This window comes from Mycobacterium sp. 2YAF39, from assembly GCF_052114565.1.
GTDB lineage: Bacteria > Actinomycetota > Actinomycetes > Mycobacteriales > Mycobacteriaceae > Mycobacterium.
The window spans coordinates 16,523-36,987 of the sequence record NZ_JBFREZ010000016.1; the positions used below are offsets into that span (position 1 = coordinate 16,523).

Genomic DNA, 20,465 nt, shown 5'->3' on the forward strand with positions numbered 1-20,465 from the left:
ATGCTGCGTCTGCCCCGCACGGTCTGGATTCAGCTCGCGATCCTCGCGGCCGTCACGGTGATCGCGGGCGGCATCATGGCTTTCGGTTTCGTGAACGTTCCGGCGCTGGTGGGTATCGGCCGCTACAACGTGACACTCGAGTTGCCCTCGTCCGGTGGGCTGTACCCGTCGTCCGTGGTGACCTACCGCGGGTCCGAGGTCGGCAGCGTGACGTCGGTCGACGTCACGCGCGACGGTGTGCAGGCTGTGCTCAAGCTCGACTCGTCGACCAAGATTCCGTCCGATGTCACCGCGGAGGTGCACAGCCGCTCGGCCGTCGGTGAGCAGTTCGTCCAGTTGATTCCGGCGGCCGAGAAGGCCGGGGCATCGGATGCGGCGACGTTGCGCGCCGGCGATGTGATCCCGGTGAACAAAGTCCAGGTGCCCCCGGAGATCGGCAGCCTGCTCGATGCGACCAACAGGGCGCTGCAGGCGATCCCGCAGGACAATCTGCGCACCGTCGTCGACGAGGCCTACACCGCGGTGGGCGGCCTCGGCCCAGAGCTGTCCCGCATCGTCGACGGGTCGACGGCACTGGCGATCGACGCGGGCAAGACTGTCGACCCGATCACCACATTGATCGATCAGTCGCCGCCCGTGCTGGATTCTCAAGTGCGGACGGCGGATTCGATCGAGACCTGGGCCAACCGCATGGCCTCGATCACGGGCCAGCTGAAGGCACAGGACACCGCGTTCGCGGGGCTGCTGACGGAGGGTGGCCCAGCTCTGGAGGAGGGCCGCGCATTCTTCGACCGGGTGGCGCCCGCGCTGCCGGTCCTGCTGGCCAACATGGCCAGCCTCGGCGACATCGCGGTGGCCTATCGCAACGACATCGAGCAGCTGCTGGTGCTGTTCCCGCAGGGCACCGCGGTCATGTCGTCGATCATCCTGCCGAACTCGGGCACCAAGCAGGACTACAAGGGTGTCTATCTCGACTTCAACCTCAACCTCAACCTTCCGCCGCCATGCAACACCGGATTCCTGCCTGTGCGCCAGCAGCGTTCGCCGTCGGAGCAGGACGCACCCGAGCGTCCCGCCGGTGAGCTGTACTGCCGGGTGCCGCAGGAGTCGGACCTCAATGTCCGTGGCGTACGCAACATTCCGTGCGAGACAGTGCCGGGTAAGCGGGCCCCGACGGCCGAGATGTGCGAAAGCAACGAGCAGTATGTCCCGCTCAACGACGGCTACAACTGGAAGGGCGACCCCAACGCGACACTGTCGGGCCAAGGGGTGCCGCAGTATGCGCCGGGCCTCGATCCGCGACTGTCGCCGCCATCGGGTACAGGTACCGCGATCCCGCCGGGCGCCGCGGCGCCCCCTGCACCGCCCCCGGTCGTCGCCGTTCCCTACGACCCCGCGACCGGCGACTACATCGGCCCCGACGGCAAGCCGTACACGCAGGCGAACCTCGCGCATCCGGGTAACCGGACCTGGCAGTCCATGCTGGTCCCGCCGGCCTGACCGGGACGCGTCAACCGGCCATGGTCGAGTTCGGGGCATGCCAGTCGGTCGACACGAAACGGTGCCGGATCAGCCACTGGTCGCCGACCGGGACGAACACGTCGCGATAGCGGCCGTAGTGGTCCAGGCCGATCTCGGTGAGCACGGTGAAGTAGCACGCGACCCCGGCCTGCTCCGGCGTCATCTCGGTGAACCGGATGTTCGTCACGTTGTGGCGGACGATGCGCCGCACTCCCGAATCCCGGGCCGCCGCGTTCGGCGATGCCACTGCACCGCCGAGGAACTCGACGATGGCGTCACGGCCCTGCACCGGCACGCCGCCGCGAAGCTCGAGCTCGCCGTCCTCGCAGAACGAATCGGCGAGCTCCGGAAGCCGCATCGCGTCGCCTGACCAGTTGTAACGGGCCAGAGTGTCCCTGATGCGCTCGCGCGCCGAAAGCTCCCAAAGTTCCATGCGGTCAACCGTATCGGGCTATGGTCGCGCCATGGCTACCAGCGATTCCCGCGAGGTCGTGATCGAGGCAAGTCCCGAGGAGATCCTCGACGTCATCGCCGACGTCGAGTCGACGCCCGATTGGTCGTCGCAGTATCAGAGCGCCGAGGTCCTGGAGTCCTATGACGACGGACGGCCGCGCCGGGTCAAGATGAAGGTGAAATCCGCGGGCATCACCGACGAACAAGTCATCGAATACACCTGGACCGAAGACAAGGCGAGCTGGACGCTCATCAGCGCCAGTGCGCTGAAAGCGCAAGATGCGTCCTACACATTGACGCCCGACGGGGACAAGACCAAGGTCCGGTTCGACATCAAGGTCGACCTGTCGGTGCCGCTGCCCGGCTTCGTGCTGAAGAGGGCGATGAAGGGCGCGATGGAGACCGCCACCGACGGCCTCCGCAAGCAGGTGCTGAAGGTGAAAAAGGGCGGCTAGAGCTGCCGGTCCAACTCATCGGGTTCGGCGATGGTGAGCACGGCGTCGACGATGTAAGCGTCGGACTGCAACTCGTTCTCCAGGCGCCGCAGCGTGATGGCGACTTGTGACTCCACGGCATCGCCCTCGAGATCGACACTGGCGACGAGGAACAGTTGTTTCGGTCCGACGAACATCAGCCGGATGAACCGCACGGCCGCCACTTCCGGCAGCTGCAGGATGCGGGCCTCGGCGGCCTCCCGTAACCGCGGGCTGGCGAGCTCCCCGACGATGAAGCGGCGGTTACGGTCGATGAGAATCACGGCGATTCCACCGAGAAGTAGTCCCACCAGAATCGAACCGACAGCGTCCCACGCGGCATCTCCCGTCAACTGGTGCAAACCAATTCCCAACGTGGCCAGAACAATTCCTATGAGAGCTGCAGCGTCTTCGGCGAACACCGCACGCGTCGTCGGATCCGACGTCTCGAGCACGTGATCGAGCAGATCGCGGTCGAACTGGTGCGCTTCGCTCCGCAACTGTCGAACCGCCTGCAGTAGTGACACCGATTCCAGGGCGAACGCGACGGCCAGCACGACGTACGCGACAAGGTAGTCCTGACTCGAGGACTCCCCGTGAAGCAGTTCGGTCACTCCGTGCCACACCGACAGTGAACCGCCGACGACGAACAGGCCCACTGCGGCCAGCAGCGACCAGACGTACGCTTCGCGGCCGTACCCGAACGGTCGGTCTGCATCCGGCGGACGCTTGCTCCTGCGGTTGGCGATGGCCAGCAGCCCTTGATTGCCTGCGTCGGCCCACGAATGTGTGGCCTCCGCAGCCATCGAGGCTGAGCCGGTCAGCATCGCGGCGACAGTCTTGGCGAGGGCAACGGCCAGGTTGGCTCCGAACGCGATGAGGACGGTGAGCGTGCTCTCGCCGGAGGCGTCCGCCGCGGGACTGTTTGTTTCGGACATCCCTCTAGTCTGCGTCCAGCCGCAAACGGACTGAGTTAGCGTCCACCCGTGGGAAACAGCGGGCCCCTTGCCGGGGTGAAGGTCATCGAACTCGGCGGCATCGGGCCGGGACCGCACGCCGGAATGATGCTTGCCGATCTGGGCGCCGACGTCGTCCGCGTGCGTCGGCCCGGCGGGATCCAGATGCCTCCGGAGAACCGTGATCTGATGCATCGCGGAAAGCGAACGGTCGACCTGGACGTCAAGAAGCAGCCGCAGGTTCTGCTCGATCTCGTCGCCAAGGCAGACGTGCTGATCGACTGTTTCCGTCCGGGCACCTGTGAGCGCCTCGGCATCGGGCCGGACGACTGTGCCGCCATCAACCCGCGACTGATCTTCGCGCGGATAACCGGGTGGGGGCAGGAAGGGCCACTCGCGATGACCGCGGGCCACGACATCAACTACCTGTCGCAGACGGGCGCGCTGTCGTCCATCGGGTACCGCGACCGGCCGCCCGTCGCACCACTGAATCTGGTGGCGGACTTCGGTGGTGGGTCGATGCTCGTGCTGGTGGGCATCGTGACCGCGCTCTACGAACGCGAGCGCTCGGGCAAGGGGCAGGTGATCGATGCCGCGATGGTCGACGGCGTCAGCATTCTGGCGCAGATGATGTGGACGATCAAGGCGGGCGGCACCCTGAAGGACGAGCGCGAGTCGTTCATGCTCGACGGCGGCGCACCGTTCTACCGCACCTACGAGACAGCCGACGGCGGCTACATGGCAGTCGGTTCGATCGAGCCGCAGTTCTTCGCGCAGCTGCTCGACGGTCTCGGTCTGTCGCCCGACGAGGTGCCCAACCAGTTCGACAACGGGGCGTATCCCGAGATGCGCAGAATCTTCACCGACCGGTTCGCCAGCAGGTCCCGCGATGAATGGACCGCCGTTTTCGCGGGCACCGACGCGTGCGTCACACCCGTGCTCACCTGGACCGAAGCCGCGCAGAACGAGCACCTCCTCGCGCGCTCGACGGTGACGACGGCCCACGGCGTCGAGCAGGCCGCTCCGGCACCGCGGTTCTCGCGCACACCGGCCGGGCCCGTCGCGACTCCGCCTCAGGCCGCCACGCCCATCGACGGGATCGGCTGGTAGTCAAAGTTAGCTGCGAAATCCATTACATGAGGCACAGAGATCTGTATGATTTGCCACTATGGCTGTTCGAGCTTCCAGGGAGGTAGTCTTCGACGCCTCGCCTGAGGCGATCCTGGATGCGCTCGCCGATATCGAAGACGTGCCATCGTGGTCGCCGTTGCACAAGCACACCGAGGTCCTGGACCGTTATCCGGACGGCAGACCGCACCACGTGAAGGCGACGTTCCGGATCATGGGGATCACCGACAAGGAGCTCCTCGAGTACCACTGGGGTGACGACTGGATGGTCTGGGACGCGACGGAAACCGGCCAACAGCGGGGTCAGCACGCCGAGTACAACCTCACCCCGGAGGCAGACGGCAGGACGCGGGTGCGGTTCGACATCATCCTCGATCTGACGACGCCGGTCCCCCGTTTCCTCATGCGGCGGGGCAAGGAGATGGTGCTCGACATCGCGACCGAGAGTCTGCGAAAGCGCGTGATGGCGCGCAGCACCGCGTAGCGCAAGGCTTTCGCTCAATCGGGTTCCGTCGGAATACCTCACGACCCACCACCGGTTGGTCGCGGTATGCCCACCGGACTCGTACTCTCCGCCCAACCGAACGCCGCCAACGTCGTCGACGATGTGATCGAGCAGGCCCGCCGCGCCCATCAAGCCGGAGTGCACCAGGTCTGGCTTGCACAGCAGTTCGACCACGACGCGATCGCGCTGGCCGGCCTAGTCGGCGCGGCGGTGCCCGGCCTCGGCGTGGGTACCTCGGTGGTGCCGATCAACCCACGCCATCCGCTGATCGTGGCGTCGCTGGCGCAGACCGCGCAGGCGGCCTCGCACGGCAACTTCAGCCTGGGCGGGCTGGGGGCGCACGAGCCCGAGCGGCAGGCGTTCGGGACGTCATTCCCCAACACGATTGCTCGGCTACGAGACCATCTGACCGTCCTGCGGTCGATCTTCGACACCGGCTCGGTCGCATTCCACGGTGATGAATTGACTGCCGAACCCGGATGGCCGGTTACGGTCGCGGGTGGTGGTCGAGTGCCGATCTACGTGGCGGCGATGGGACCCAAAGCCCTGCAGGTCACCGGCGAACTCGCCGATGGCACACTGCCTTTCCTTGCGGGTCCCACAACGATCGCGGAGTTCATCAAGCCGGTAATCGGCAAGGCCGCCGCGGACGCGGGCAGGCCGGAACCGCGGATCATCGCCGCCGTGCCGGTGCTGGTGTCCGACGATGTCGATGTCGCACAACGCGTGGCCGCCGAGCGGTTGAGCTGTTACGAGTCGATCCCCTCCTATCAGAAGGTGATCGCGAGGGAACGCGTAGACAGCGTGGTCGACCTCGCGGGTATCGGATCGGCCGAACGGGTCGCCGAACGGTTGCACGCGTATCTGGCCGCAGGCGCCACCGATGTCGTGCTGAGCCCGCTGCGCGCGGAACAGGCTGACCTCGAAGCGCTTTGGGCCGTCGCGCGCAACATCGACGCAACATAGCGTGCCTACCGTGACCGGATGCGTCGCCAATCGATCCTGATCGACCGGCTGACCGTCGATTCCGTCGGCACGTCACAACAGGGGATCCTCGACGAGTTGCGCCGCGTGATCCTCGACGGCGCCGTCCTGCCCGGCACGCCGATTCCACTGGCTGAGGTCGCCGATCTGTTCGGCGTGAGTCAGATCCCGGTGCGTGAGGCATTGAAGACGCTGATCGGTGAAGGACTCGTCGCGCACCGCAGCAACTTCGGCTACGCGGTCGCCCAGCTCACTCCGCAGGAGCTGCGCGAGATGTACATCGTGCGTGAGACTTTGGAGGCGGCGGCGCTGACCGCGGCGGTGGCCAACGCCACCGACGAGGACCGCGCCGCCATCGTCGCCGTCCAGGATGTTCTACAGCAGGCCATTCGTAACGACGATCCTGTCACATACCACCGGCAGAGCCGCGAGTTCCACCTCGCGCTGACTCGCCCATCGCGCATGCACAGGCTGCTGCACATGCTGGAATCGGCATGGAACGTCACCGAACCCGTGCAGTCGATGGTGCACGTCACGCCGGATGACAGGGCGGTGCTGCACGCCGACCACCGCCGCATGGTCGAGTTGTTCCTCGCCGGCGACGTCGAGCAACTGCTCACCACTGCTGAACTGCACGCGCAGCGACTCAACTCCGTGATCGCGACCCTGCCGACCGATACCGGGCTGCTCGTCGCGCCGAATATATCTTCTGCGCAATAGCGAGGTAGTTCGCAGGAAATACGTGTGCAATACGTCGTGGATAGCGTCCGCGCATGACCGACCTCGACACACCTCAGACTTCGAAGGATCTGCCGCCGGGCGCGATAGTCGGCGCTGGTGACCTCGTCGAAGCGTCCGGCCACCCGGTCGGTGGCGGCGTCATCAAACCGGGCTACGACCCACGCCTGACGAACGAGGATCTCGCCCCACTCGGCAAGCAGACGTGGACCTCCTACAACATCTTCGCGTTCTGGATGTCCGACGTGCACAGCGTCGGCGGCTACGTGACGGCGGGCAGCCTGTTCGCGCTTGGTCTTGCCAGTTGGCAGGTGCTGGTGGCGCTGCTGGTCGGCATCACGATCGTCTACTTCTTCTGCAATCTGGTCGCCAAACCCAGCCAGGCTTCGGGCGTGCCCTATCCGGTGATCTGCCGGTCGGTGTTCGGCGTCCTTGGCGCCAATATCCCGGCGATCATTCGCGGTCTGATCGCGGTGGCGTGGTACGGCATCCAGACCTACCTGGCCTCGGCGGCGCTGGATATCGTGCTGCTCAAGCTGTTTCCCGGCCTCATGCCCTATGCGGAGGTCGAGAACTACGGGTTCGCCGGCCTCTCGTTGCTGGGCTGGTCCAGCTTCCTGCTGCTGTGGGTGCTGCAGGCCTGCGTGTTCTGGCGCGGCATGGAGTCGATCCGTAAGTTCATCGACTTCTGCGGGCCCGCTGTCTACGTCGTGATGTTCATCCTGTGTGGATATCTGATTTTCAAAGCAGGCTGGGGTGCAATCGATCTCAACCTCGGCGAGGTCACCTACACCGGGTGGTCCTCGCTGCCGGTGATGCTCGGCGCCATCGCGCTTGTGGTGTCCTACTTCTCCGGACCGATGCTCAACTTCGGTGACTTCTCCCGGTACGGTAAGTCATTCGCAGCGGTCAAACGGGGCAACTTCCTCGGTCTGCCGGTCAACTTCCTGGTGTTCTCGGTGCTCGTCGTCGTCACCGCGTCGCTGACCCTGCCGGTGTTCGGCGAACTGATCACCGACCCGGTTCAGACGGTTGCTCGTATCGACAGCACATTCGCAATCGTGTTGGGCGCCTTGACCTTCACAATTGCCACCATCGGCATCAACATCGTCGCCAACTTCATCAGCCCGGCATTCGACTTCTCCAACGTGAGCCCGCAACGGATCAGTTGGCGCGCAGGCGGCATGATCGCCGCCGTCGGTTCGGTGCTGATCACACCGTGGAACCTGTACAACAATCCCGAGGTCATCCACTACACGCTGGAAACTCTAGGCGCGTTCATCGGCCCGTTGTTCGGCGTGCTGATAGCCGACTATTACCTGGTGCGCAAGCAGAAGGTGGTCGTCGATGACCTCTTCACCATGGATGAGGGCGGAAAGTACTGGTACACCAAGGGCTTCAACAGGGTCGCAGTGCTCGCCACCGTCGTCGGCGCGGTGCTGGCCGTGATCCCGGTTCTGCTGGGCGGCTCGGTGGTGGGTATGCACACCACGGCGCAGTACAGCTGGTTCATCGGCTGCGGGGTGGCGTTCGTCCTCTACTACCTGGTGGCACGGCGGGACGCATTGGTTGCAGAATCAGTGTCGTGACGCGGATCTGGGTCATCAACCCGAATACCACCGAGGCGATGACGGCCACGATCGAGCAGTGTGCGCGCGAGGTCGTCGCACCCGGCACCTCGGTCACCGGTGTCACCTCCGAATTCGGCCCGCCGTCGATCGAGAGTCATTACGACGAGGCTATGAGTGTGCCCGGGCTCTTGCGGGCGATCGAGCGCGGTGAGAGTCAGGCTGTCGACGGCTATGTGATCGCCTGCTTCGGTGATCCTGGTCTGGATGCCGCCCGGGAAATCGCGCGAGGCCCGGTTGTCGGTATCGCTGAGGCGGCGATGCACACCGCAAGCCACCTGGGCCGCGGGTTCAGCGTGGTGACCACACTCGCCCGCACCATGGGTCGTGCCGCCGATCTCGCCGAACACTATGGGATGCAACGGTTCTGCAGGGGCATCCACGCGTGCGAGATTGCCGTACTCGATCTCGACACCGATCCCGATGCCCGCAAGATCGTCACTGAGGCGTGCCGGGATGCGGTCGAATCCGACGGGTCCGACGTCGTGGTGCTGGGATGTGCGGGAATGGCCGACATGTGCGCGTCGATCTCTGCCGAATTGGGCGTTCCCGTAGTCGACGGTGTCACGGCCGCGACGCTGACGGTGCAGTCGCTGGTCACCATGGGCCTCGGGACGTCGAAACGCGGCGAGTTCGCCGCACCGCTACCCAAGGACTACACGTTCGGCGGGTGAATGCTGCGCCAGTGTTGCGCGATCTCGATGCGTCGCGCAATCCATACCCGGTCATGGGCCGCGACATGGTCGAGGAATCGCTGCAGCGAAGCGGCGCGCGCAGGGCGCCCGACGATGCGGCAGTGCAGGCCAACCGACAGCATCTTCGGTTGTCCCGCAACACCCTCGGCGTAGAGCACGTCGAATGCGTCGCGCAGGTGTGCGAAGAACTCGTCACCGTTGGCGAATCCCGCGGCCGAAGCGAAGCGCATGTCATTGGTGTCCAACGAGTAGGGCACGACGAGGTGATCCCTATCGCGTACCCGCACCCAGTAGGGCAGGTCGTCGGCGTAGGAGTCGGAGTCATAGACGAAGCCGCCGTGCTCGACGACCAGGTCGCGGGTGTGCGGCGAGTCGCGACCGGTGTACCAGCCGAGCGGAGGGGCGCCGGTGAGCTCGGTGAGGATGGCGACCGCTTCGGCCATGTGCGCGCGTTCGGTGTCCTCGCCGATCAGCTGGTAGGACTTCCACCGCAGCCCGTGGCAGGCGATCTCGTGGCCGAGTTCGGCGAAGGCGGCGACGGCTTCAGGGTTGCGTTGCATCGCGCGGGCGACCGCGAAGATCGTCAGCGGCAGTCCCCGGTCCCCGAAAATCCGCAGTACCCTCCACAATCCGGCCCGCGAGCCGTACTCGTAGAGCGACTCCATGCTCATGTGCCGATTGCCGTAGGCCTCCGCAGGGGTGATGTCGGACAGGAAGGTCTCCGAAGCCGGGTCACCGTCCAGTACGCAGTTCTCTGCTCCCTCTTCGTAATTGAGCACGAACTGGACGGCGATGGCGGCACGCCCGGGCCACTGCGGATCGGGTGGGTGTGCGCCGTAGCCGACCATGTCGCGTGGGTAGTCGCTCATGCCAGCTCGCCGAATAGGCGAAGTCGGGCAAGCCCGCCGTCTGGATAGATGTCCAGTCGCGCTTGTTCGACGACGTCTTGCGACTCGATCGCGAAACGATGTCTAGTGTCGGGGAGGAGGTCGGTGCGCGGCAGGAGCGTCACCCATTCACCGTCGGCGCGCACGCCCGACAGGGCCGCCGCGCCGGGACTGTTCCCGACGAAATACGACGTGTCGATCTCAGCGAGCCGGATCCGTCCAGCGCCGGCCAACCGGATGAGCACCCAGTCGTTGCCGTCATCGCGTCGGCGGGCCGTCTCCCAGCCGTCGCCCATGACCTGGGCCAGTCCCGGAAAGATGATGTTCTGCGGCGAGCTGTAGAAGCGATTCGAGCAGTCCAGCACCAGACCGCCGTTCTCCAGGGCCGCCAGGTCCAGCGGCCCGGCGGCAACCAGGTGCGGATCGGGCCTGCCCTCGCCGTGCACCCTCAGCCGGGCGACGCCGCCATCGGGGTACATGGTCAGACGCACATGAGTCCACCGCTTTTCGGATATCACCTCGAACGGATTGCGGCTGTCGCCGTAGACCTTCGCGCGTTCGACGAGTGTCTCCCAACCCGGATCAACCGCGAGGTGTTCGGCGCGGGGGTAACCCTCGACCTCGATCGCCTCGATCGACACCTCGGGCGGAAAGTTGCCCTTGAACCACGCGGTGTCCACCACCACGCCGCGGACGACCCCGGGGACCCCCAGCCGCAAGATCGCCTGGTCGTGTCCTGGCTCGCGGCGGCGGCGAGTCTCCCAGCCGTCGTAGATCTGGCCCTTGTGTCCGAACGCCGCTGGCCGGTAGCCCGCCGGGCCGGGGTTGATCAGGTTCTCCTTCTCGGCGAATGCTTCGTCATTGGCCCAGACCACCGCGCCGCCCAGCGGGCGTAAGGCCAGGTCCGGCAGCCACGTGAAGTCGGGCAGCTGGTCCGTCGTAGCCATCGGACCATCGTCACAGATGAATACGGATACGTCGCATCGAGTCTCACGGCATGGAGGACAACCGGTAGTTCGTGGTGGGTGCCAGCGATGACGATTTCTCGCGCCCGTCGATGGATGCTGAATGCAGTCGGTTGCCGCCCCGGCGGCCACCCATCTCAGGGGATGAAGGTCGACCATGAAGCGAATTGTGTTTACCGCTGCGACACTCGGCGCGCTGGCGGTATCTGCCCTCGGGCTGTCCGGCGCTGCGGTGGCCGCCCCGTTGGGCGGCGCGCCGGCCGACGATGTCGTCAATCAGCTGAGCGCGCAGGGATACAGCGTGCAGATCAACGGGGACCGGAGTGCACCGCTGTCCGAGTGCACGGTGACAGGGGTGTCCGGTCTGGCGGGCACCGACTCGAACGGCCGGGCGATCAGGGCCGCGGGCTCAACTGTGTACGTCGGCGTGTCGTGCAACGACGATCACGACGAGTAACCCCGCAGCACTCCCAGTCGGCGGATCGCCTCGTCGAGGGTGTCGTCGCGCTTGCAGAACGCGAAGCGCACCAGGTGGTTCCACTCCGCGATGTGCGGGCTGTGGGGATCGCAGAACGCCGCCATCGGGATTGCCGCCACACCCGTCTTCTCGGGCAGCTGCGCGCAGAAGGCGGTGCTGTCGTCGTAGCCGAGGGGACGAGGGTCCGCGCACAGGAAGTACGTGCCGAAGCTGTCGTGCACCTCGAAGCCCAGCTCGGCCAGCGCCGAGCCCAGCTTGTCGCGCTTGGCCTGCAGCGAGTCGCGCAGCGCGGCCACCCACGCATCCTCGGTGTTGAGTGCCTGCGCGACCGCGGGCTGAAACGGTGCCCCGCCGACATAGGAGAGGTACTGCTTGGCGGCGCGCACCCCCGCGATGAGATCCGCTGAGCCGCAGGCCCATCCGATCTTCCAGCCGGTGACGTTGAACATCTTCGCCGCACTCGAGATGGTGATCGTGCGTTCGGCCATTCCCGGGTAGTTCGCCAGCGGTCGGTGCCGGCGGTCGGGAAAATCCGAGAACACCAGATGCTCGTAGACCTCATCGGTGATCACCAGGAGGTCCTTTTCGACGGCCAGTTCGGCCAGCGCCGTCAGCTCGGCGTCGGTGGCGACCATCCCCGTCGGGTTGTGGGGTGAGTTGACGATCAGCGCTCTGGTCTTCGGCGTCACGGCGCGCCGCAGGCCGTCGACATCGATCGCGAAGCCGCGGCCGTTCTGAATCATCGGCACCGCCCTCCGCTCGCAACCGGCCATCGCGAGCACGGGGGAGTAGGAGTCGTAGAACGGCTCGATCAACAAGACCTCCGAGCCGGGTTCGACGAGCCCCAGCACCGCGGCGGCGATGGCTTCGGTGGCGCCGACCGTCACCAGCACCTCGGTGTCCGGGTCGTACTCGGTTCCGAAGTTGCGCTTGCGCTGCGCGGCGATCGCTTCGCGCAGCGGTGCGATACCGAGACCCGGCGGGTACTGGTTGACGCCCTCGGCGATCGCATTCTCCGCGACCTTGAGCATTGCCGGCGGTCCGTCCTCGTCAGGGAAGCCCTGGCCCAGGTTGACCGCGCCGATGCGCGCGGCGAGCGCCGACGTCTCGGCGAAGATAGTGACCGCATAGGGCTGCAGTCGGCGGACTGTCACGGTCTCCGAGCCTAGGCCAGGAATGAAACCCGTCCCCACAACGCTTACTGCGGCGTGGTTTTCAAACTCGATCCTGATGCGTTCCTGCTGAAATCGGTGCAAATCGGCGACATCGTCGCCCCCAACCGGATTTTCATGGCGCCCCTGACCAGATCCCGTGCTCACGCCGACGGCACGCCCTCCGACTTGGCGACCGTGTACTACACGCAACGCGCGGCCGCGGGTCTCATCATCAGCGAGGCCACCGCGGTGTCCGAGTCGGCCAACGGCGCGTATGTGAATACGCCCGGCCTGTACACCGACCGGCATCAGGAGCAGTGGGCGGAGATCGCAGGTGCCGTGCATGAGGCCGGCGGTCGGATGTTCGTCCAGCTGTGGCATGTCGGCCGAATGGGGCATCCCGACATCAGTGGTGTCGAGACCGTCGCCCCGTCCGCGATCGCCGCCAACATGGAAGCGCACACGCCGACGGGCAAGAGCCGGCTTCCGGTGCCGCGCGCCCTTCGTACCGACGAAATCGCCGGCATCGTCGCCGATTTCCGTGCCGCCGCGCGTCGCGCCGTCGACGCTGGAATGGATGGCGTCGAGATTCACTCGGCCAACGGCTACCTGCTGCACGAGTTCTTGTCCGACGTGACAAACCACCGCGACGACGTCTACGGCGGTGCACCCGAGAACCGTGCTCGGTTGACGGCCGAGGTAGTCGAAGCCGTCGTCGACGAGATCGGCGCGGGACGTGTCGGCCTGCGTATCTCGCCGGGAGGCTCCGCGGGCGACATGCGTGAGGTGGACGAGGTGTCGGCGTACGAGGCGCTGCTGAATCGGATCGCGCCGCTGGGCATCGCCTACCTGCACGTGCTGATCGACCCGACGGCGGCCACCTTCGGCGTGCTCCGCGCACTGTGGTCCGACCCGTTCGTGCTGAATACCGGCAGGGACAACGACACCGACTTCTGCCAGCTGGAGAGTTTCGCGGAGTGGGGTGCGATCAGCGCGGCCACGGTCGGTCGCGCCTTCCTGGCCAATCCTGACCTGATCGACCGTCTACATCTGGGCGCCGAGCTGAACGAACCGGACATCGCGACCTTCTATGCGCCCGGGCCAGTGGGTTACATCGACTACCGGACGTTGACCGAGTTGGAAGAGCCGCAAACGGCCTAAAAAACCGACCAACCGGCGAACGTGGGTTACCCGCACGCAATTCCCGCGATTGGTGTGCGGGTAACCCACGTTCGGCGAGGTAGTTAGACCGCCCAACCACCCGGTTGGGTGGGGCTGTTAGGCTGGCGCGCAGAGGACAACCGCCCAGGTTGGGCAGGCATCCCACAACCCCATCTGAACAGGAAATATCTTCATGTCTGAAGAAGCCTTCATCTATGAGGCGATTCGCACGCCTCGCGGCAAGAACAAGAACGGCGCCCTCAACGAGGTCAAGCCGGTCAATCTGGTCGTCGGCCTCGTCGACGAATTGCGCACCCGTTTCCCCGACCTGGACGAGAACCTGATCAGCGATCTCATCCTCGGCGTCGTATCGCCCGTCGGTGACCAGGGCGGCGACATCGCCCGCACCGCGGCGCTGGTGGCCAAGCTGCCCGAGACCACCGGCGGATTCCAGCTCAACCGCTTCTGCGCATCGGGGCTCGAGGCCGTGAACACCGCCGCGCAGAAGGTGCGTTCCGGCTGGGATGACCTGGTGCTGGCCGGCGGTGTCGAATCGATGAGCCGCGTCCCGATGGGCTCCGACGGCGGCGCCTGGGCCACCGACCCCGAGACCAACTACCGCATCGGCTTCGTCCCGCAGGGCATCGGCGCCGACCTGATCGCCACGATCGAGGGCTTCTCCCGCGAGGACGTCGACCGCTACGCGCTGCGCAGCCAGGAGAAGGCCGCCGCGGCATGGTCGGGCGGCTACTTCGCCAAGTCGGTCGTCCCGGTGCGCGATCAGAACGGTCTGGTCATCCTCGACCACGACGAGCACATGCGCGCCGACACGACACTCGAGGGTCTCGGCAAGCTGAAGACCGCGTTCGACGGCGTCGGCGCGATGGGCGGCTTCGACGACGTCGCGCTGCAGAAGTACCACAACGTCGAGCGGATCAACCACGTGCACACCGGCGGCAACAGCTCCGGCATCGTCGACGGCGCCGCGCTGGTGCTCGTCGGCAGTGAAAGCGCAGGCAAGTCGCAGGGTCTCACCCCGCGCGCCCGCATCGTGGCCACGGCCACCAGCGGCGCCGACCCGGTGATCATGCTGACCGGTCCGACCCCGGCCACCAAGAAGGTGCTCGACCGTGCGGGCCTGACCGTCGACGACATCGACCTGTTCGAACTGAACGAGGCGTTCGCATCGGTGGTTCTGAAGTTCCAGAAGGACCTGAACATCCCCGACGAGAAGCTCAACGTCAACGGCGGCGCCATCGCGATGGGCCACCCGCTGGGCGCCACCGGCGCCATGATCACCGGAACCATGGTCGACGAGCTCGAGCGCCGCAACGCGCGTCGTGCGCTCGTCACGCTGTGCATCGGCGGCGGCATGGGTGTCGCGACCATCATCGAGAGGGTGTAAGGCTATGGCAGAGAACACTATTCAGTGGGACAAGGATGCCGACGGCATCGTCACCCTGACACTTGACGACCCGACCGGTTCGGCCAACGTCATGAACGAGCACTACCAGGAGTCCATGCACAACGCGGTCGAACGCCTTGTCGCGGAGAAGGATTCGATCACCGGCGTCGTCATCGCCAGCGCGAAGAAGACTTTCTTCGCGGGTGGTGACCTCAAGGGCATGATCAAGCTGGGCCCGGAGAACGCGGGCGAGGCCTTCAGCATGGTCGAAGCCGTCAAGGCCGACCTTCGCAAGCTCGAGACGCTCGGCAAGCCCGTGGTGGCAGCCATCAACGGCGCCGCGCTGGGCGGCGGTCTGGAGATCGCGCTGGCGTGTCACCACCGCATCATCGCCGACGTTCCCGGCGCGGTCGTCGGCTTCCCCGAGGTGACCCTGGGCCTGCTGCCCGGCGGCGGTGGCGTCGCCCGTTCGGTGCGCATGTTCGGCATCCAGAAGGCGTTCATGGAAGTGCTCAGCCAGGGCACGCGCTTCAAGCCCGGCAAGGCGAAAGAAGTCGGTCTGGTCGACGACGTCCTGCCGACCGTCGACGAACTGGTGTCCGCCGCCAAGGCGTGGATCAAGGCCAACCCCGATGCGCACACGCAGCCGTGGGATGCCAAGGGCTACAAGATGCCTGGCGGCACTCCGTCGTCGCCGGGACTGGCAGGCATCCTGCCGTCGTTCCCGGCGCTGCTGAAGAAGCAGCTCAAGGGGGCGCCGATGCCCGCACCGCGCGCCATCCTCGATGCAGCCGTCGAGGGTGCGCAGGTGGACTTCGACACCGCCAGCCGTATCGAAAGCCGCTATTTCACGTCGCTGGTCACGGGGCAGACCGCCAAGAACATGATCCAGGCGTTCTTCCTCGATCTGCAGCACATCAACGGTGGCGGCAGCCGTCCCGACGGCATCGCCAAGCAGGAGATCAAGAAGATCGGCGTGCTCGGCGCGGGCATGATGGGCGCGGGCATCGCCTACGTCTCAGCCAAGGCCGGGTTCGACGTCGTGCTCAAGGACGTCTCGATCGAGGCGGCGCAGAAGGGTAAGGCCTACTCCGAGAAGCTGGAAGCCAAGGCGCTGGAGCGGGGTAAGACCACGCAGGAGAAGTCCGACAAGCTGCTGGCCCGCATCACGCCGACCGCCGACGCCGCCGACCTCAAGGGCGTCGACTTCGTCGTCGAGGCGGTGTTCGAGTCGGTTGAGCTGAAGCACAAGGTGTTCCAGGAGATCGAGGACGTCGTCGAGCCCAACGCACTGCTCGGGTCCAACACCTCCACACTGCCGATCACCGGTTTGGCGTCCGGCGTGAAGCGCCAGGAGGACTTCATCGGCATCCACTTCTTCTCACCCGTCGACAAGATGCCGCTCGTCGAGATCATCAAGGGCGAGAAGACCTCTGACGAGGCGCTGGCCCGGGTGTTCGACTACACGCTCGCCATCGGCAAGACCCCGATCGTGGTCAACGACAGCCGCGGCTTCTTCACCAGCCGCGTCATCGGCACGTTCGTCAACGAGGCGCTGGCGATGCTCGGCGAAGGTGTCGCGCCGGCCAGCATCGAGCAGGCGGGCTCACAGGCCGGCTACCCGGCGCCGCCGCTGCAGCTGTCCGACGAGCTCAACCTCGAACTGATGCACAAGATCGCCGTCGCGTCCCGCAAGGGTGTCGAGGACGAGGGCGGCACGTATACGCCGCACCCGGCCGAGGCGGTCGTCGAGAAGATGATCGAGCTCGACCGGCCCTCGCGGCTGAAGGGCGCCGGTTTCTATGAGTACGTCGACGGCAAGCGCACCGGTCTGTGGCCGGGCCTTGCGGAGACGTTCAAGTCCGGCAGCACCGAGATCCCGCTGCAGGACATGATCGACCGCATGCTGTTCGCCGAGGCGCTGGAAACCCAGAAGTGCCTCGACGAGGGCGTTCTCACGTCGACGGCCGACGCGAACATCGGCTCGATCATGGGCATCGGCTTCCCGCCGTACACCGGTGGGTCGGCGCAGTTCATCGTCGGCTACGAAGGTGCCGGCGGTGTCGGCAAGGACGCCTTCGTGGCCCGCGCCAAGGACCTGGCCGCCAAGTACGGCGACCGGTTCAACCCGCCGAAGTCACTGACCAGCTGACGCGAAGACGCAAGAGCCCCCGGAACAACGGCGTTTCGGGGGCCTTTGCGTCCGCTCACCAGATCGGTGACGATACTTCGATGGCCGATGTGACGCTTGTTCCGCTCGAAGTCCTGCTGGGCAATCCGGAGCGGGCGGGAGCGCAGATCTCACCGGACGGCAAGCGGCTGTCGTACCTCGCGCCGCTGGACGGCGTGCTGAACGTGTTCGTCAGTCCGGTGGGGATGGGTAACGAACGACCGGTCACCCACGACACCGAACGCGGGATCCAGGGGTATTTCTGGGCGTACGACAACCGCCACATCATGTATATCCAGGATAAGGACGGCAGCGAGAACTTCCGCCTCTTCGACATCGACATGCATACGGGCGTCGAGCGTGACCTGACTCCGTTCGACGACGTGCAATGCCAAATCATCGCCCACCGCAAGGAATTTCCGAACGATGTGCTGCTCGGCCTGAACAAGGACAACCCGCAGCTGCACGACGTTTACCACCTCGATCTGACGACGGGGCAGCTCGAGAGGGTCGTCGAGAATCCCGGGTTTGTCGGGTGGGTGGTCGACGCCGACCTGAAAGTGCGCGGCGCTGTGGAGCCACTGCCCGACGGCGGCGCAGTGATCTTGGTGCGTGACGAGGAGGCGTCGGACTGGCGCCCGCTGCTTGCGGTGCCGCCGGAGGATGCGGAGACGACGGGACCGTTCGGGTTCACCAGAGACGGTCAAAGCATGTACGTGCACACCTCCGTCGATGCCAACACCGGTCGCCTGGTGAAGATGGACATCGCGACGGGTGCTGTCGAGGTGATCGCCGAGGATCCGGAGTATGACATCGCGGGCGTGATGTTGAACCCGGACACCCGCGAGGTCGAGGCCGTGCAGGTGTACCGGGACCGTCTGGAGTATCAGATACTCGACGACTCGATTCGTGGGGACATCGAAGCGCTGCAACAGCTGAGTAGAGGCGACCTGTCGATCACCGACCGAAGCGAGGACGACACGACGTGGCTCGTCACCTTCGACGACGACAGTGGGCCGGTGAAGTTCTACACCTGGGATCGCGGCGCGAAGACGGCGACGTTCCTGTTCGACCACCGGCCACAGCTCAACGACTATCCGTTGGTGCCGATGGAGCCGTTCAGCTTCACGGCACGCGACGGGCTCACGATCCACGGCTATCTGACTTTCCCGGCCGACGTCGAGCGTGCCGATCTGCCTGCGGTACTCGCAGTGCATGGCGGGCCGTGGGTCCGGGATGCTTGGGGACTGAATCCCGAGGCGCAGTGGCTGTCCAACCGCGGCTACGTGTGCGTGCACGTGAACTTCCGTGGGTCCGGCGGCTACGGCAAAGACTTCCTCAACGCGGGCGACCGCGAATGGGGCGGGAAGATGCACGACGACCTTCTCGACGCCATCGATCACCTTGTCGCTCATGGCATCATCGACCGCAGCCGCGTCGCCATCTACGGTGGCTCCTACGGTGGGTACGCGGCGCTGATCGGTGCGACGTTCACCCCCGAGGTCTTCACATGCGCGATCTCGATGGTCGGGCCGTCGAACCTGAACACGCTCATCGCGTCGATTCCCGAGTACTGGAAACCCTTGCTGTCGATGTTTCACAAGCGGGTCGGCGACGACGAAGATTTTCTGTGGTCGCGTTCGCCGCTGTCGAAGGTCGACAACATCCGGATCCCCGTCCTCATCGCTCAGGGCGAAAACGATCCACGGGTGAAACAGGCGGAGTCGGAGCAGATAGTCGCGGCCATGAAGGCGCACGGCATCGACCATGAGTATGCGTTGTACGAGAACGAAGGCCATGGCCTCGTCAAGCCCGAGAACCGTCTCGACTTCTATCACCGGGCCGATCGATTCCTCGCAAAGCATCTCGGCGGCCGAGCGGAGACCACCTAGGCGCGGGTAGGCCGCCCGTATTCCGGTAGCGGCATCGTGTCGTACAGCCGCACACCCTTGTCGTTGAGCCGAGCCAGCCTCTGCGTCACGCCGAGCGGCAGCGCAGAGATGACGCGGCCGACACCGACGAGAGCTCGCACGCCCCAACGGCTTCCGGGCACGAGGGTTCTCGCGTTGACCCTGGCGAGCTTCCTGCTGCCCACCACCGACGGCAACATCGCGCGCTCGTACGCCTGGAACGCTGCCGTGTAGTCGTCACCTGCCCTGGCGAGTTCACCGGCCAGCACGTACGCGCCGTACACCGCGAGGCTGGTGCTCCCGCCCACCGCAGGGCCGGGACAGTAACCGGCGTCGCCGACGAGCGTCACGCGGCCGCGCGACCATTCGGTCATCTCCAATTGGGTGATGGCGTCGAAGTAGAACGTCGGCGTGCGGTCCAACTCGCCGAGCCAGGTATCGACCTCGGCCGATGTGCCTGTGAACGCGGCGCGGAGTTGATTCTTCTGCCGTGCCACATCGCTGTGGTCGAAATCCAACGCCGACGTGGGCCGGAAAAGGAATACCGCCCGCGCATCGTCAAGGTGGTTGGCGGTGTACACCATCGCCACTCGGTCGGGCTCGAAATATCCAGTCATCTCGCCGTTGTGCGCAAGTGATTTCGGTACGGATACCACCGACAGATACCCGCCGAGAAAGCGCTGCGGAACATCGCCGAACACGAGCTGACGCACGCCCGAATGCAATCCATCCGCCCCGATGACGATGTCGAATCGTCGCCCAGCGGTGCGGGCGAACGTCACATCGCCGTCGCCCGAGATCGACGCGATGTGATCATCGAAGATGTACTCGACGTCGTCGCGGGCCGCGTCGTAGTAGATCTCGCTGAGATCGTCCCGCATGATCTCGACGTGCCGGTCCGACATCGTTTTCTCAATCTTGAGGTAGTCGATCCGGACCGGACGTGACGACCATGGACGATGTGCCGTCAGGATCGTGGTGCCGGTCGCGCGTGCCTCGATGCGCGGCAGGACGCCCATCCGCTCCGAAATCTCCATCGCCGGACGGAAGAGGTCGATCGCGTGCCCGCCTGTCTTACGCAGTCCGGGTGCCCGCTCGACGACGGTGACATCGTGGCCCGACTGTGTCAGCCAATACGCGAGGACCGGTCCGGCGATGCTGGCCCCTTGAATGAGTACTCTCATGGCTCCTCCTTACTTAACGATCGGTAAGTGCGTGTTTCGTGAGCTTACCAACCGTTAAGTAAGTTAGGGT

At 65.5% G+C, this 20,465-nt stretch carries 19 protein-coding genes; 13 read left to right on the top strand and 6 right to left on the bottom strand.

Annotation, left to right across the window (positions count from 1 at the left end; genetic code table 11):
• The gene (locus tag AB4Z42_RS27645; protein WP_442012442.1) at positions 1-1,500 is read left to right on the top strand and encodes an MCE family protein; all 1,500 of its coding nucleotides are present in this window, start codon (positions 1-3) and stop codon (positions 1,498-1,500) included.
• A gap of 10 nt (positions 1,501-1,510) precedes the next feature.
• On the opposite strand, the gene AB4Z42_RS27650 is transcribed toward AB4Z42_RS27645, so the two are convergent.
• Positions 1,511-1,954, bottom strand: a complete 444-nt coding sequence (locus AB4Z42_RS27650; protein ID WP_442012443.1) for a nuclear transport factor 2 family protein — start codon at positions 1,952-1,954, stop codon at positions 1,511-1,513.
• 31 nt (positions 1,955-1,985) lie between these two features.
• Between AB4Z42_RS27650 and AB4Z42_RS27655 the strand changes: the two genes are divergently transcribed.
• The gene (locus AB4Z42_RS27655) at positions 1,986-2,429 is read left to right on the top strand and encodes an SRPBCC family protein (RefSeq protein WP_442012444.1); all 444 of its coding nucleotides are present in this window, start codon (positions 1,986-1,988) and stop codon (positions 2,427-2,429) included.
• Here AB4Z42_RS27655 and AB4Z42_RS27660 read toward each other — a convergent pair.
• Complete coding sequence (locus tag AB4Z42_RS27660) at positions 2,426-3,385, bottom strand: cation diffusion facilitator family transporter (RefSeq protein ID WP_442012445.1); 960 nt, start codon at positions 3,383-3,385, stop codon at positions 2,426-2,428. The genes AB4Z42_RS27655 and AB4Z42_RS27660 overlap by 4 nt on opposite strands.
• 48 nt (positions 3,386-3,433) lie before the next feature.
• On the opposite strand from AB4Z42_RS27660, the gene AB4Z42_RS27665 reads away from it, so the two are divergent.
• The 6 genes from AB4Z42_RS27665 (at position 3,434) to AB4Z42_RS27690 (ending at position 9,060) form a co-directional block, all read left to right on the top strand.
• A complete protein-coding gene (locus AB4Z42_RS27665) occupies positions 3,434-4,513 on the top strand; it encodes a CaiB/BaiF CoA transferase family protein (RefSeq protein ID WP_442012446.1) in 1,080 nt (359 codons plus the stop codon).
• Between the two features lie 58 nt (positions 4,514-4,571).
• Positions 4,572-5,015, top strand: a complete 444-nt coding sequence (locus AB4Z42_RS27670) for an SRPBCC family protein (RefSeq protein WP_442012447.1) — start codon at positions 4,572-4,574, stop codon at positions 5,013-5,015.
• Positions 5,016-5,081: 66 nt separating this feature from the next.
• The gene (locus AB4Z42_RS27675; RefSeq protein ID WP_442012448.1) at positions 5,082-6,002 is read left to right on the top strand and encodes an LLM class F420-dependent oxidoreductase; all 921 of its coding nucleotides are present in this window, start codon (positions 5,082-5,084) and stop codon (positions 6,000-6,002) included.
• Between the two features lie 18 nt (positions 6,003-6,020).
• Positions 6,021-6,740, top strand: coding sequence for a GntR family transcriptional regulator (locus AB4Z42_RS27680; protein ID WP_442012449.1), 720 nt, complete (start codon positions 6,021-6,023; stop codon positions 6,738-6,740).
• Between the two features lie 53 nt (positions 6,741-6,793).
• Positions 6,794-8,347 carry an NCS1 family nucleobase:cation symporter-1 gene (locus AB4Z42_RS27685; RefSeq protein ID WP_442012450.1) on the top strand — a complete coding sequence of 518 codons (1,554 nt, stop codon included), beginning with the start codon at positions 6,794-6,796 and terminating at the stop codon, positions 8,345-8,347.
• Positions 8,344-9,060, top strand: coding sequence for an aspartate/glutamate racemase family protein (locus AB4Z42_RS27690; RefSeq protein WP_442012451.1), 717 nt, complete (start codon positions 8,344-8,346; stop codon positions 9,058-9,060). Before AB4Z42_RS27685 ends, AB4Z42_RS27690 begins: the two co-directional genes overlap by 4 nt.
• Here AB4Z42_RS27690 and puuE read toward each other — a convergent pair.
• A complete protein-coding gene (puuE, locus tag AB4Z42_RS27695) occupies positions 9,042-9,950 on the bottom strand; it encodes an allantoinase PuuE (protein ID WP_442012452.1) in 909 nt (302 codons plus the stop codon). The two genes, AB4Z42_RS27690 and puuE, sit on opposite strands and share 19 nt — an antisense overlap.
• Positions 9,947-10,915 carry an allantoicase gene (gene alc, locus AB4Z42_RS27700; RefSeq protein WP_442012453.1) on the bottom strand — a complete coding sequence of 323 codons (969 nt, stop codon included), beginning with the start codon at positions 10,913-10,915 and terminating at the stop codon, positions 9,947-9,949. Before alc ends, puuE begins: the two co-directional genes overlap by 4 nt.
• 175 nt (positions 10,916-11,090) lie before the next feature.
• On the opposite strand from alc, the gene AB4Z42_RS27705 reads away from it, so the two are divergent.
• The gene (locus AB4Z42_RS27705; RefSeq protein ID WP_442012454.1) at positions 11,091-11,390 is read left to right on the top strand and encodes a hypothetical protein; all 300 of its coding nucleotides are present in this window, start codon (positions 11,091-11,093) and stop codon (positions 11,388-11,390) included.
• On the opposite strand, the gene AB4Z42_RS27710 is transcribed toward AB4Z42_RS27705, so the two are convergent.
• Complete coding sequence (locus tag AB4Z42_RS27710) at positions 11,378-12,565, bottom strand: pyridoxal phosphate-dependent aminotransferase (RefSeq protein WP_442012455.1); 1,188 nt, start codon at positions 12,563-12,565, stop codon at positions 11,378-11,380. The two genes, AB4Z42_RS27705 and AB4Z42_RS27710, sit on opposite strands and share 13 nt — an antisense overlap.
• Before the next feature lie 54 nt (positions 12,566-12,619).
• On the opposite strand from AB4Z42_RS27710, the gene AB4Z42_RS27715 reads away from it, so the two are divergent.
• The 4 genes from AB4Z42_RS27715 (at position 12,620) to AB4Z42_RS27730 (ending at position 19,193) form a co-directional block, all read left to right on the top strand.
• Positions 12,620-13,726, top strand: coding sequence for an alkene reductase (locus AB4Z42_RS27715; RefSeq protein ID WP_442012456.1), 1,107 nt, complete (start codon positions 12,620-12,622; stop codon positions 13,724-13,726).
• A 193-nt stretch (positions 13,727-13,919) separates the two neighbouring features.
• Positions 13,920-15,131 carry an acetyl-CoA C-acetyltransferase gene (locus AB4Z42_RS27720; protein ID WP_442012457.1) on the top strand — a complete coding sequence of 404 codons (1,212 nt, stop codon included), beginning with the start codon at positions 13,920-13,922 and terminating at the stop codon, positions 15,129-15,131.
• A gap of 4 nt (positions 15,132-15,135) precedes the next feature.
• Positions 15,136-17,283, top strand: a complete 2,148-nt coding sequence (locus AB4Z42_RS27725; protein WP_442012458.1) for a 3-hydroxyacyl-CoA dehydrogenase NAD-binding domain-containing protein — start codon at positions 15,136-15,138, stop codon at positions 17,281-17,283.
• A gap of 80 nt (positions 17,284-17,363) precedes the next feature.
• On the top strand, positions 17,364-19,193 hold the full coding sequence (locus AB4Z42_RS27730) for a S9 family peptidase (protein ID WP_442012459.1): 1,830 nt from the start codon (positions 17,364-17,366) through the stop codon (positions 19,191-19,193).
• On the opposite strand, the gene AB4Z42_RS27735 is transcribed toward AB4Z42_RS27730, so the two are convergent.
• Positions 19,190-20,395 (bottom strand): FAD-dependent monooxygenase, encoded by a 1,206-nt coding sequence (locus tag AB4Z42_RS27735; RefSeq protein WP_442012460.1) that lies wholly within the window; start codon positions 20,393-20,395, stop codon positions 19,190-19,192. The genes AB4Z42_RS27730 and AB4Z42_RS27735 overlap by 4 nt on opposite strands.
• Positions 20,396-20,465: the final 70 nt, after the last annotated feature.

Coding starts and splice junctions, on each gene's coding strand:
- AB4Z42_RS27645 (WP_442012442.1), top strand. CDS start 1: ATGCTGCGTCTGCCCCGCACGGTCTGGATTCAGCTCGCGATCCTCGCG.
- AB4Z42_RS27655 (WP_442012444.1), top strand. CDS start 1,986: ATGGCTACCAGCGATTCCCGCGAGGTCGTGATCGAGGCAAGTCCCGAG.
- AB4Z42_RS27720 (WP_442012457.1), top strand. CDS start 13,920: ATGTCTGAAGAAGCCTTCATCTATGAGGCGATTCGCACGCCTCGCGGC.
- AB4Z42_RS27735 (WP_442012460.1), bottom strand. CDS start 20,395: ATGAGAGTACTCATTCAAGGGGCCAGCATCGCCGGACCGGTCCTCGCG.
- alc (WP_442012453.1), bottom strand. CDS start 10,915: ATGGCTACGACGGACCAGCTGCCCGACTTCACGTGGCTGCCGGACCTG.
- puuE (WP_442012452.1), bottom strand. CDS start 9,950: ATGAGCGACTACCCACGCGACATGGTCGGCTACGGCGCACACCCACCC.
- AB4Z42_RS27670 (WP_442012447.1), top strand. CDS start 4,572: ATGGCTGTTCGAGCTTCCAGGGAGGTAGTCTTCGACGCCTCGCCTGAG.
- AB4Z42_RS27685 (WP_442012450.1), top strand. CDS start 6,794: ATGACCGACCTCGACACACCTCAGACTTCGAAGGATCTGCCGCCGGGC.
- AB4Z42_RS27730 (WP_442012459.1), top strand. CDS start 17,364: ATGGCCGATGTGACGCTTGTTCCGCTCGAAGTCCTGCTGGGCAATCCG.
- AB4Z42_RS27725 (WP_442012458.1), top strand. CDS start 15,136: ATGGCAGAGAACACTATTCAGTGGGACAAGGATGCCGACGGCATCGTC.
- AB4Z42_RS27680 (WP_442012449.1), top strand. CDS start 6,021: ATGCGTCGCCAATCGATCCTGATCGACCGGCTGACCGTCGATTCCGTC.
- AB4Z42_RS27650 (WP_442012443.1), bottom strand. CDS start 1,954: ATGGAACTTTGGGAGCTTTCGGCGCGCGAGCGCATCAGGGACACTCTG.
- AB4Z42_RS27675 (WP_442012448.1), top strand. CDS start 5,082: ATGCCCACCGGACTCGTACTCTCCGCCCAACCGAACGCCGCCAACGTC.
- AB4Z42_RS27660 (WP_442012445.1), bottom strand. CDS start 3,385: ATGTCCGAAACAAACAGTCCCGCGGCGGACGCCTCCGGCGAGAGCACG.
- AB4Z42_RS27705 (WP_442012454.1), top strand. CDS start 11,091: ATGAAGCGAATTGTGTTTACCGCTGCGACACTCGGCGCGCTGGCGGTA.